Origin of the sequence: Pontibacter pamirensis (assembly GCF_010015475.1) — a bacterium.
Taxonomy (GTDB): domain Bacteria; phylum Bacteroidota; class Bacteroidia; order Cytophagales; family Hymenobacteraceae; genus Pontibacter; species Pontibacter pamirensis.
This window is the reverse complement of sequence record NZ_SSNI01000003.1, coordinates 20614-34344: the sequence shown is the minus strand read 5'-3', so window position 1 is coordinate 34344 and position 13731 is coordinate 20614. Positions and strand designations below refer to the sequence as shown.

1 protein-coding gene (only partly in view) is annotated in these 13731 nt (G+C 54.8%); it reads left to right on the top strand.

The window, feature by feature from the left end:
- The first annotated feature begins 1 nt into the window (after nt 1).
- Nucleotides 2–13731, top strand: partial view of a non-ribosomal peptide synthase/polyketide synthase gene (locus E1919_RS04410; protein WP_162052137.1) — the 5' end (the start) only. 15025 nt of this gene lie beyond the right edge of the window; only the first 13730 of its 28755 coding nucleotides appear in the window; its start codon is at nt 2–4; its stop codon lies beyond the right edge, outside the window.

Here is a 13731-nt window from a genome sequence, read left to right as displayed (position 1 = left end):
TATGAGTAACAATTTTACAGAGGTTATCAGCATTTTAGGGAAAGCCAAGAAAGAAGGGATAAAGATATTTCTGGAGGCAGATAAGCTTAAAGTAAAGGTTGAGAAAAACAAAAACCTGGACAAGTTATTAATTGATGAGATTAAGCGGAACAAGCAGGCAATCATAGATTTCCTGAAGAGCGATGAGGGGAATGTAAAGAAGATCAACCGGTCTTTAAAGAAAATAACGCCGGTAGACCGTGGCGAAGACAAGCCTATTCCCTTATCCTTTTCGCAGGAGCGCCTGTGGTTCATCGACCGGCTGCAGGGCAGCAGCCATTACCACCTGCCTGCCGTATTCCGACTGGCAGGAGCGCTGGACGTGGCAGGGCTGGAAGCCGCCTTCCGCCAGATTTTGGAGCGGCACGAGGCCCTGCGTACGGTTATTGTTGAACAGGATGGGCAGGGCTTCCAGAAAGCGATAGACGCCGGGCAGTGGCAGATGACTATTCTGGAGGACGACGCCACGTCATTACCGGCGCTGGTTCAGAAAGCCGCGGAACAGCCCTTTGACCTGAGCAAAGATTATATGCTGCGGGCCGTGCTGGTGAAGCTTTCAGAGCAGGATCACCTGCTCATCGTGGTGCAGCATCACATTTCCTCCGATGGCTGGTCTTTGTCTATTTTGGTACAGGAACTTACGGAGCTTTACCTGGCCCGGCAAGAGGCACGGGAGGCGAGGCTGCTACAGCTCCCGATACAGTATGCCGACTATGCCGTATGGCAGCGGGAGCACCTGCAGGGCGAGGTGCTGGAAGAACAAACAAATTATTGGAAAAAGAAACTGGCAGGGGTGGAAGCACTGCAGCTGCCAACAGACTATGTGCGCCCTGCTGTGCAAAGCACAAAAGGAAACCGCTTTGAGTTTAGCGTGGACAAGGAGTTGAGCCAAAAGCTGGACCAGTTCTCTCACCAGGAGGGAACAACGCTGTTCATGAGCCTGCTATCAGCTTTCAATGTGCTGCTCTACCGTTACAGCGGCCAGGAAGACATTTGTGTGGGCAGCCCGATTGCGGGCCGCGTGCTGCCGGAAGTGGAGCCGCTGATCGGCTTTTTCGTGAATACGATGGCCCTGCGCAACGACATGGGAGGCAACACAGGTTTCAGAGATCTGCTGGCCAGGGTGAAGTACAACACACTCGAAGCCTATGCCCATCAGGACCTTCCGTTTGAGAAGGTGGTGGAAGCTGTGGGAGTGAACAGAGATATGAGCCGAAGTCCGCTGTTTCAGGTGGTGTTCACGCTGGAGAACTCCCCGGAGATACCCCAGATCCGACTGGGCGATTTAACATTGGCTGCTCAGCCCATTGAGGAGGTGTCAGCCAAGTTCGACCTGACGCTGAGCGTGACGAACCAGGCAGAAGGCCTTAAACTGAATGTAGAATACTGCACCGATCTGTTCAGCGAAGCAACAGTGAAAAGAATGATGGCGCATTACGAGCGCCTGCTCTCTTTAATGATTTCAGAACCGGCAACGGGCATAGATGATCTGCTGCTTCTCGATAAGCAGGAAGTGCAGCAATTAGTGGAGGCCTTCAATCCGTCAGCTGTGGCTTACCCACAGGATAAGACGCTGGTGAGCCTGTTTGAGGAGCAGGCAATTCTGAACCCTGATGCTGTGGCAGTAGTCTACGCGGATGAAGAACTGACCTATGGAGAGTTGAATGCGAGAGCAAATCAGCTAGCACATTACCTGCTGAAGAAGGGCCTAAGCCAGGAAACACTGGTGCCGGTCTGCATAGACCGTTCGATAGAGCTGGTGACAGCTTTGCTGGGCATCCTGAAAGCGGGCGGTGCCTATGTGCCGATCGACCCGAGCTATCCGCAGGAGAGAATTCAGTTCATGCTGGAAGATACCAATGCTTCTCTTGTGCTGAGCAGCAGTGGCTATACAGATCTCCTTTCTGGAGAAAGAGAAACAATACTATTAGACAGTGACTGGGATAAAATAACCAAAGAATTATCTGATAGACCTTCAGTTGCGTTTCAGCCATGGAACCTGACTTACGTGATTTACACTTCCGGTTCCACAGGCAAGCCGAAGGGCGTGCTGGTGGAGCACGGGGGCGTGGTGAATTTGTGCAGCTGGCATGCCAGCGAGTTCAACGTTAACTCCGATAGCAGGTCCACTATGATGGCGGGTGTGGGCTTCGACGCCTCGGCCTGGGAAGTGTGGCCGGTGCTCGTTTCCGGTGCCAGCCTCTACATTGTGGAGGACGAACAGCGCCTGGAGGCAGAGAAGCTGTTGTCGTTCTACGCAGCCAAAGGCATCACTCACAGCTTTGTTCCCACCGCTCTGGTGGACGGGCTGGTGAAGCAAGAGCAGCCAGAGAACTTGGCCCTGCAGTACGTGCTGACAGGAGGAGACCAACTCCGCTCCGTTGACACATCTCACCTTTCTTACAAACTGGTCAACAACTACGGTCCTACGGAAAACACCGTGGTGGCCACCTCTTATATACTGCCTGCCGCGCAGCAGGAGGGGCTTCCGCCGATTGGAAAGCCTATCAGCAATACAACGGCTTACGTGCTGGACAAGTCCGGCAAGCTGGTGCCGCAGGGAGTGGCCGGAGAGCTGTGCATCGGAGGGACGCAGGTGGCAAGGGGCTACCTCAACAGAGAAGAATTAACAGCCGAGAAGTTCGTCAAAAACCCGTTCAGCAAAAAGGCAGATGCCAGAATGTACCGCACAGGAGACCTGGTGAGGTGGCTCTCGGACGGTAACCTGGAATTCCTGGGAAGAGTGGACGACCAGGTGAAGATCCGTGGCTACCGCATTGAGCTGGGCGAGGTGGAGAATGTGCTGAGCCAGTGCGAAGGCGTTCAGCAGGCAGTGGTCATCGCTAAAGCAGATACTGATGGCAACAAGCGCCTCATCGGGTATGTGGTGTCAGAAGGAGAGTTCAATAAAGAAACCATCATCAGCCAGACGAAGCGGCAGTTGCCGGAGTACATGGTGCCGTCTATTATCGTGGAGCTGGAAGAAATACCGCTGACCTCCAACGGTAAGGTAAACAAAAAGGCGCTGCCGGAGGTGGATGCCAGCGAGGCGCTGACAAATAATTACGTAGCGCCACGCACCGAGACAGAGGAAAAGCTGGTGGCCATCTGGCAGGAGCTTCTCCAAGTAGAGCGCGTGGGTGTGGAGGATAACTTCTTCGAGCTCGGCGGCCATTCGCTGCTGGCCACGCGCCTGCAGTCGATGGTCCGCAAGGCCCTGGAGGCGGAACTTCAGATAAAGGACATTTTCGCCTTTCCTACCATCGCGGGTCTTGCCCAGCAGCTAGCACTAAGCCGCTCAACGGCGGTTTTGCCTGCCATCACTCCTTTTGACCGCTCCGAAGTTGAGAACATCCCACTGTCCTTCTCACAGGAGCGCCTCTGGTTCATCGACCGGCTGCAGGGTAGCAGCCACTATCACCTGCCAGCTGTTTTCCGCCTGAAGGGCGATGTGGACGTGGCGGGGCTGGAGAACGCCTTCCGCAAAATAGTGGAGCGGCACGAGGCGCTGCGCACGGTGATTACCGAAAAAGAGGGGCAGGGCTTTCAGAAAGCAATAGATGCCGGGCAGTGGCAGATGACTTACCTGGAGGATGCCGCATACCCGGATGCGTCCTCGCTGCGGGCTCTGGTGCAGAAGGCTGTGGAGCAGCCTTTCGACCTGGGCAAAGACTTCATGCTGCGCGCCGTGCTGGTGAAACTGTCGGAGCAGGAGCACCTGCTGGTGGTGGTGGTGCACCACATCTCCTCCGACGGCTGGTCTGTGTCTATACTGGTGAAAGAACTAACCGAGCTGTACGCTGCGAAACTGGAGAACAGAGAGTTCCGGCTGCCGCAGCTTCCGGTGCAGTTCGCCGATTATGCGCTGTGGCAGCGGGAATACCTGCAGGGAGAGGTGCTGGAGCAGCAGAAAGCCTATTGGAAAAACAAGCTATCCGGTGTGGAAGCGCTGCAGTTGCCGACAGACCATGTGCGCCCCTCTGTGCAGAGCACCAGGGGAAGCCGTGTGATAGCAGGCTTGGGCAAAGACCTGAGCCAAAAGCTGGAGCAGTTCTCCAACAAAGAGGGAGTAACGCTCTACATGAGCTTGCTTTCTGCCTATAAAGTCTTGCTGTATCGCTACAGCGGGCAGGAAGATATCTGCGTGGGCAGCCCTATTGCGGGCCGTGTGCAGCCAGAGGTGGAGCCGCTCATCGGCTTCTTCGTCAACACCCTTGCATTGCGCAGCGACCTGGGGGGCAGTCCGAGCTTCAGGGACCTGCTAAAGCAGGTGAAGGATACTACGCTGGATGCCTACAAGCATCAGGACCTCCCTTTTGAGAAGGTAGTGGAGGCTGTGGGGGCGGCAAGAGACAGGAGCCGCAGTCCGCTGTTCCAGGTCATGTTCACGCTGGAAAACACGCCAGAGGCGCCGGAGGTCCGTCTGGGCGAACTAAGCCTTGCTCCGGAAGCATTCGAAGTCACATCCACTAAATTTGACCTGACGCTAAGTGCTAAGAATACTGCTGACCGCATTCAGCTGAGCCTGGAGTACTGCACCGACTTGTTTAGCGAAGAAACAGCAATACGAATGATGGCACATTACCAGCGCCTGCTTTCGTTGCTTGTTCAAGATCCGGGCATAAGCGTAGACCGGCTGCCGCTGCTGGACAAGAAGGAGGCGCAGCAACTGCTGGAGGAGTTCAATGCTACGGCTATGGAGTATCCGCAGGATAAGACGCTGGTAGACCTGTTTGAGGAGCAGGCAGCAAAAACACCGGATGCCGTAGCGGTGGTGTTTGGGGGTGAGTCCTTGAACTACAAGGAGTTAAACGAAAGAGGAGATCAGCTGGCCCATTACCTGCAGAAAAAGGGAATAATTCAGGAGATGCTGGTGCCCATTTGTGTGGACCGTTCGCTGGAGATGCTGGTGGGGCTATGGGGCATCCTGAAAGCAGGAGGGGCTTATGTACCAATTGACCCATCCTTTCCGCAGGAAAGAATCCACTTTATACTTAAAGACACCGGTGCTTCCTTCGTCATCAGCAGCGGAACCTACGCCGGGTTATTCGGAGGAGAGGAAAACGTAGAGCCAGTGCTGCTGGATACAGACTGGAATGAGATAAACAGAGAGTCAACCGGTAAATTAGTTGTCGACCTTAGACCAGATAACCTGGCCTATGTTATCTATACCTCCGGTTCCACCGGCAGGCCAAAGGGCGTGCTGATTGAGCACAGAAGTGCCGTCAACTACTTATTAAATAGCCAGACAGCCTATACCGATGCGGAAGAGACAGCATCAGGTAGCTACCAGCATTTAGCCTATACCTTTGATGCATCCGTCACTGATTTACTGATGCCACTGTTAAAGGGTAAATCTGTTGTTTTAGCGGAAGAAAAGGGGCTGGAAGCATTTGAAGCAACGTCTTTGGCCGCCAATGCTCCTTATTCCTTTATCAAACTCACGCCTGCACATTTACCCCTCTTGGCTATGATGGAGGAAGCACCCTTTACGAAACGACTAGTGGTGGGCGGGGAAGCCTTGCAGATCGCGCATGTGCAAAAGCTTTTAGAGAAAAATCCGGAACTAGAAATTATCAACGAATACGGGCCTACAGAAGCGACCGTAGGCTGCTCCACCTATCGCTTTAAGCTTGCTGATTTAAAAACACTTCGTGGTAGCATTTCCATTGGCAAACCACTTGACAATACACAGCTCTACATAGTAGATCAGCACCAGCAGCTAGTACCTGTCGGCATGATTGGGGAAATTTGTATAGGAGGAGATGGCCTGGCAAGGGGTTATCTGAACTTACCAGAGCTAACCGCTGAGAAGTTTGTGAAAAACCCATTCAACGAAAAAGCTGGTGCCAGGATGTACCGCACAGGAGACCTGGCAAGGTGGCTGGAGGATGGAAACATAGAATACCTGGGAAGGATAGACGACCAGGTGAAAATCCGTGGCTACCGCATTGAGCTGGGCGAGGTGGAGAGCGTGCTGAGCCAGTGCGAAGGCGTAGAGCAGGCAGTGGTCATCGCTAAAGCAGATACTGATGGCAACAAGCGCCTCATCGGGTATGTGGTGTCAGAAGGAGAGTTCAATAAAGAAACCATCATCAGCCAGACGAAGCGGCAGTTGCCGGAGTACATGGTGCCGTCTATTATCGTGGAGCTGGAAGAAATACCGCTGACCTCCAACGGTAAGGTAAACAAAAAGGCGCTGCCGGAGGTGGATGCCAGCGAGGCGCTGACAAATAATTACGTAGCGCCACGCACCGAGACAGAGGAAAAGCTGGTGGCCATCTGGCAGGAGCTTCTCCAAGTAGAGCGCGTGGGTGTGGAGGATAACTTCTTCGAGCTCGGCGGCCATTCGCTGCTGGCCACGCGCCTGCAGTCGATGGTCCGCAAGGCCCTGGAGGCGGAACTTCAGATAAAGGACATTTTCGCCTTTCCTACCATCGCGGGTCTTGCCCAGCAGCTAGCACTAAGCCGCTCAACGGCGGTTTTGCCTGCCATCACTCCTTTTGACCGCTCCGAAGTTGAGAACATCCCACTGTCCTTCTCACAGGAGCGCCTCTGGTTCATCGACCGGCTGCAGGGTAGCAGCCACTATCACCTGCCAGCTGTTTTCCGCCTGAAGGGCGATGTGGACGTGGCGGGGCTGGAGAACGCCTTCCGCAAAATAGTGGAGCGGCACGAGGCGCTGCGCACGGTGATTACCGAAAAAGAGGGGCAGGGCTTTCAGAAAGCAATAGATGCCGGGCAGTGGCAGATGACTTACCTGGAGGATGCCGCATACCCGGATGCGTCCTCGCTGCGGGCTCTGGTGCAGAAGGCTGTGGAGCAGCCTTTCGACCTGGGCAAAGACTTCATGCTGCGCGCCGTGCTGGTGAAACTGTCGGAGCAGGAGCACCTGCTGGTGGTGGTGGTGCACCACATCTCCTCCGACGGCTGGTCTGTGTCTATACTGGTGAAAGAACTAACCGAGCTGTACGCTGCGAAACTGGAGAACAGAGAGTTCCGGCTGCCGCAGCTTCCGGTGCAGTTCGCCGATTATGCGCTGTGGCAGCGGGAATACCTGCAGGGAGAGGTGCTGGAGCAGCAGAAAGCCTATTGGAAAAACAAGCTATCCGGTGTGGAAGCGCTGCAGTTGCCGACAGACCATGTGCGCCCCTCTGTGCAGAGCACCAGGGGAAGCCGTGTGATAGCCGGCCTGGGCAAAGACCTGAGCCAAAAGCTGGAGCAGTTCTCCCGGCAGGAAGGAAGTACTTTGTTCATGAGCTTGCTTTCTGCCTATAAAGTACTGCTGTACCGCTACAGCGGGCAGGAAGATATCTGCGTGGGCAGCCCTATTGCGGGCCGTGTGCAGCCTGAGGTGGAGCCGCTCATTGGCTTCTTCGTCAACACGCTTGCATTGCGCAGTGATTTAGGAGGAAACCTCAGCTTCAAAGATCTGCTAAAACAGGTGAAGGACACTACGCTTGATGCCTACAAGCATCAGGACCTCCCTTTCGAGAAGGTAGTGGAGGCCGTGGGTACGGCAAGAGACAGGAGCCGCAGCCCGCTGTTCCAGGTGATGTTCACGCTGGACAATACGCCGGGTATACCTGAAATCAAACTGGGCGAGCTGAGCCTTGCTCCGGAAGAATTTGAGAACACGTCCACAAAGTTTGACCTGACGCTAAGTGCGAAAAGCGCTACTGACGGCATTCAGATGAGCCTGGAGTACTGCACCGACTTGTTTAGTGAAGCGACAGCACTACGGATGATGGAACATTACCAGCGCCTGCTTTCGCTGCTTGTTTCAAATCCGGAAGCAGGTATAGACGAATTCTCGTTGCTGGGCGAGCAGGAAGTGCATCAGTTAACAAATGAATTTAACGCCACGGCTGTGGAGTATCCGCAGGATAAGACACTGGTAGACCTGTTCGAGGAGCAGGTGGCCCGAACACCGGATGCGGTAGCTGTTGTATTCGAAGAAGAGGAGCTGACCTATGCAGAGCTGAACAGCCGCTCTAACCAGCTGGCCCATTACCTCCAAAAGAGAGGCGTAAGCCAGGAGACGCTGGTGCCGGTTTGCATCGACCGCTCCCTGGAGATGCTGGTGGGGCTGTGGGGCATCCTGAAAGCGGGAGGGGCCTACGTGCCAATCGACCCGGGCTACCCGCAGGACAGGATACAGTTCATGCTGGAGGATACAGGGGCAGCGCTGGCCATCAGCAGCGGAGCCTGCGCCGGAGCGCTGGCGGGGGAAAATGTGGTGCTGGTGCTGCTGGACAAGGACTGGGAGCAGATAGCCAAAGAGCCTGCCGGGAAACCAACAACAGAGCTGCAGCCCTCCAACCTGGCCTATGTGATTTACACCTCCGGCTCTACCGGCAGGCCGAAGGGCGTGCTCAATGAGCATCGGGGCGTGGTGAACAGGCTGCTGTGGGCCCAGGACCACTATGGCCTGGCCGCAGCGGACACAGTGCTTCAGAAGACGACTTTCTCCTTCGACGTGTCGGTGTGGGAGCTGTTCTGGCCTTCGCTGGTAGGCTCCAGAATTGTGTTCGCCAGACCGGAAGGGCACAAAGACAGCGATTACCTGAAGTCCATCATCAGCAGTGCGGGCATCACGACGATGCACTTCGTGCCTTCCATGCTGGAGGCCTTCCTGCTGAGCCTGGAGGCAGGGGAGTGCAGCGGCCTTGTCAGGGTGCTGTGCAGCGGCGAGGCCCTCAAGCCCGCGCAGGTGAACCTGTTCAAGCAGAAGCTGGGAGGCGTGGGGCTCTACAACCTCTACGGCCCGACGGAGGCAGCCATCGATGTGTCTTTCTGGGATGTTCCGGAGGGCGGGCAGGAGGTAAGCCTGGTGCCGATAGGAAAGCCGGTGGCCAATACGCAGCTCTACGTGCTGGACAAGACAGGAAAGCTCGTGCCGCAGGGCGTGGCCGGGGAGCTGTGCATCGCAGGGGTGCAGGTGGCAAGAGGTTACCTCAACCGCCCGGAGCTCACGGAGGAGAAGTTCGTGAAGGACCCTTTCAGTAGAAAGACAGACGCCAGCATGTACCGCACAGGCGACCTGGTGAGGTGGCTGCCAGACGGCAACCTGGAGTACCTGGGTCGTTTTGATGACCAGGTGAAGATACGTGGCTACCGCATTGAGCTGGGCGAGGTGGAGAGCGTGCTGTGCCAGTGCCAGAGCGTGCAGCAGGCAGTAGTCATCGCCAAAGAGGATGCCAAGGGCAGCAAGCGTTTGATAGGCTATGTGGTGAGTGCTACTTTCGACAGGGAAGCCATCCTCAGTGAGATGAAGCAGCGGCTGCCGGAGTATATGGTGCCCTCCATCCTTGTAGCGCTGGAGGAAATCCCGCTGACGGCCAACGGCAAAGCGAACAGAAAGGCGCTGCCGGAGGTGGATGCCAGCGAGGCGCTGACCAGCAGCTATGTGGCGCCACGGACAGAGGCAGAGCAGAAACTGGCTGCCATCTGGCAGGAGCTGCTGCAGGTGGAGCGCGTGGGCGCGGAGGACAACTTCTTCGAGCTGGGTGGTGACTCCATCATCACCATTCAGTTGGTGAGCAGGGCCAGAAAGGCAGGTTTTTCTTTCCAGCCTCGGGACGTGTTCGAGCACCAAACCGTGGCCTCCCTGGCTGCCGTGGTGCAGTCAGATGTGAAGATAGAAACAGAGCAGGGACTGTTGACCGGTACTGCCGGACTGCTTCCGATCCAGCAGTGGTTCTTTGAGCAAGACCATCAGGAGCCGGAGCATTTCAATCAGGCGCTTTTGCTTCAGGTCAACAAGGAATTGTCTGCGGACATCATCCAGCAAGTTATCAAAACAGTGGTAGCCCGCCATGATGCGTTGCGCTTTAACTATACAAACACAGGGGATGGTTGGCAGCAGGAGTATGGCCAGCAGGAGGGAACCTTGGTGACAGAAGATCTTTCTTCTGCTTCGCAGGAGGCTTTACCTGCCCAGGTTACAGCGAAATGCCAGGAATACCAGCAGAGCCTGAAGCTGGAAGACGGAGAACTGATGCGGGCGGTGCTGCTGCAGACACCCTCAGCCGAATCTGCCAACCGGTTGTTCCTGGTGATCCATCACCTTGCTGTAGACGGCGTTTCCTGGAGAATATTACTTGAGGATATAGAGCAATCTGTTGAAATGATCCTCCAGGGGAATGAAGTAGCATTAGGAGAAAAGGGCAGCTCTTACCGTCAGTGGCAGGAGGCCCTGCAGGTCTATGCAGAGACAAAAGCCATCCGGCAGAAAGCCTACTGGCAGCGTGCGGCAAAAGCTGTTTCTGCGCTTCCTGTAGATAAAGATAATAAGGAACCTGCGCTGATAGCAGATCAGAAAAGCTATAGCGTTTCTTTGGATTCGGCTCTAACACAGGATCTGTTATTTAAAGTGCATCAGGCTTATCATACTCAAATTAACGACCTGTTGCTTGCTGCTCTTGCCCGAACAATAGGGAACTGGAGCAAGCAGGAGCAGGTAGTCATTGGCCTGGAGGGGCATGGCAGGGAAGATCTTTCTGCTGAACTGGATATTAACCGCACAGTTGGCTGGTTCACCAACCTATACCCGGTGCCTTTGGTCTTGAAAGAAAGTTTATTTGCTTCAGACATCGTGCAGGCGGTAAAAGAACAACTGCGGCAGGTACCCGACAAGGGGATGGGCTACGGCGCATTGCGTTACCTGCACCCGGATGTGGCGCTGCGCGACAGCCTTGCGCCAGCAGAACCTTTGCAGATCATATTTAACTACCTGGGGCAGGTAGACAATGCACTCAGTGGCAGCCGCTGGTTTGCCGGGGCCGATGAAGCCTCTGGTCAACTGGTGAGCCCGGCCAACAGGGCTACCAGCAAGCTGGACATTAACAGCAGAATCGTGAATGGGCAACTCCACCTGGAGTGGCGGTACGCGGATAAGCTGTATGAAGAGGCAACCATAGCAGCCTTAGCCAACAACTACCTGGAAGTGCTCACGGAGCTGATCGCACACTGTAAAGCAAAACAAGTACCGCAGAACACTCCTTCTGACTATGGCTTAACAGGAAGAGTAGACTATGAAGAGCTGGAGCAATTTCTCCAGAAAAACTATAAAGGCAAACCGCTCGCAGAGCAGGTAAGCAGCGTGTACGGCCTGAGCCCCCTACAGGAAGGCCTGCTGTTTCACGGCCTGTACGACCAGGAATCGCAGGGTTATGTGGAGCAAATGAGTTGCAGGCTCAAAGGCCTGGTGGTGGAACCATTCAAAGCCAGTTGGGAGTACCTGTTGCGGAAGCATACTATCCTGAGAAGCTCTTTTCATACTGATTTAAGTATTCCGGTGCAATGTGTGCACAAGGCGCTGGAGCTTCCTTTTGAGCTGCTGGATTACCGGGAGATGCCTGAAGAAGAGCAACAGGCGAAGGTGGTAGCCTTCCGGGCTGCTGACAGTAAAAAGGGATTTGACTATAGCCAGGCGCCGCTGTTCAGGCTGACACTCATTAGGTTATCTGAAGAGGAGTATGAGATGGTCTGGACACACCACCACCTGCTGGTGGACGGCTGGTCTCTGCCAGTGCTGATGCAGGAGCTGCTCAGCACCTATGATCACCTCAACAAAGGCGGTGGCCCTGTGCAGGTGGAAGAAGACCGGTACGAGGATTTCATCCAGTACCTGCAGCAGAAAGACCCGCTGGAGGCAGAGACATTCTGGAAAGAACATTTAGCGGGAGTGGAAGAGCCAAGCCTGCTTCCGTTCGTGAAAAATAAAGATGCCCGCAACAAAGGCGGAGATGCCTATCGTGTAAACAAATGGCTGGTAGAGGAGTCTGTGCTGGAGACCCTTCAGGAGTATGCGCAGGCAAACCGACTGACGCTGAACACGCTGGTGCAGGGGGTATGGGCTTACCTGCTTGCCTCTTATACAGGTCAGCAGGATGTGGTGTATGGTGTAACCGTAGCCGGTCGCCCTACAGACCTGGCAGGAGCAGAAACAAGGGTTGGCTTATACATCAACACCCTGCCGCTTCGCACTTCTATAGCAGGTGAACAACCTGTGAAGGAATGGCTGACAACACTTCAGGAAAAGCAAACGCAGGCAAGAGAACATGCGCATACACCACTGCCATCCATCCAGCAGTGGTTGGGAATGGCGGGTAATCTCTTTGATACCATCCTGGTGTTTGAGAACTACCCGGTAAGCGAAGCGATTAGCGGAGACTGGGGACTGCAAGTGGAAGACTTGCATGTAGACGAGCACACCAATTTCCCATTATCAATAGTTGTGCAGAAAGGGGAGCAGCTTTCTGTTGGTTTCAGCTACAATGCAGCGCTGATAAGCAAGGAAAAAGTTAAGCAGATCAAGGCGCACTTTGCGAAAGTGATGCAGCAGATCATCAGCCAGTATGACCTGACCCTGTCTCAGCTGGAACTGGTGACGGAGGAAGAGCAGAAGCAGCTGCTGGAGGAGTTTAATCCTGCTTTCGTCGCCTACCCTGTGGACAAGACTTTGGTGGACCTTTTTGAGGAGCATGTAGCCAAAGCGCCTGATGCCCTTGCAGTGGCTTTCGGGGAAGAATCACTGACCTATGGAGAGCTGAATGCGAGAGCAAATCAGCTGGCGCATTATCTCCGGAAGAGAGGAGTGGGAGAAGAAACCTTGGTGCCGATTTGTTTAGACCGCTCTATAGAACTGGTGACAGCTTTGCTGGGCATCCAGAAGGCAGGCGGTGCCTACGTGCCGATCGACCCGAGTTACCCGCAGGAGAGAATCCAGTTCATGCTGGAGGACACCGACTCCTCCCTTGTGCTGAGTAGCAGCGTCTACGCAGACTTACTCTCAGATGAAGAAAGAGAGTTTGTGCTGCTGGATTCTGACTGGGATAAAATAGCGAAAGAATCATCAGAGAACCCTGCAGTTGCTTTACAGCCATCGAACCTGGCCTACGTGATTTACACTTCCGGTTCTACAGGCAAGCCGAAGGGCGTGCTGGTGGAGCATAGGGGCGTGGTGAACCTGTGCAGCTGGCACATGAAAGAATTCAGCTTAAGCTCTCATAGCAAGTCTACCATGATGGCGGGCGTAGGCTTCGACGCATCGGCCTGGGAGGTGTGGCCGGTGCTGGTTTCCGGTGCCAGTTTGTACATCGTGGAGGACGAGCAGCGCCTGGAGGCAGAAAAGCTGCTGTCATTCTACGCAGCCAAAGGCATCACCCAAAGCTTTGTTCCAACCGCCCTAGTAGATGGTTTGGTGAAACAGGCGCAGCCACAGGGGCTGGCCCTGCAGTACGTGCTGACAGGCGGGGACCAACTCCGCTCTGTTGACACCTCTCATCTTTCTTATAAGCTGGTCAACAACTACGGTCCTACAGAAAACACCGTGGTGGCCACATCCTATACACTGCCTGCCGCGCAGTTGGAGGGGCTTCCGCCAATCGGAAAGCCGCTCAGCAACACAACAGCCTATGTGGTGGGTAAGGCAGGCAAACTCGTGCCGCAGGGCGTGGCCGGTGAGCTGTGCATCGGAGGCGTTCAGGTTGCAAGAGGCTACCTCAACAGAGCAGAATTAACAGCCGAGAAGTTCGTGCAGGATCCTTTCAGCAAAGAGGAAAGTGCCAGGATGTACAAAACAGGCGACTTGGTGCGCTGGCTTGAAGACGGGAACCTGGAGTTCCTGGGAAGAGTGGATGACCAGGTAAAAATCCGGGGCTACCGCATTGAACTGGGCGAAGTGGA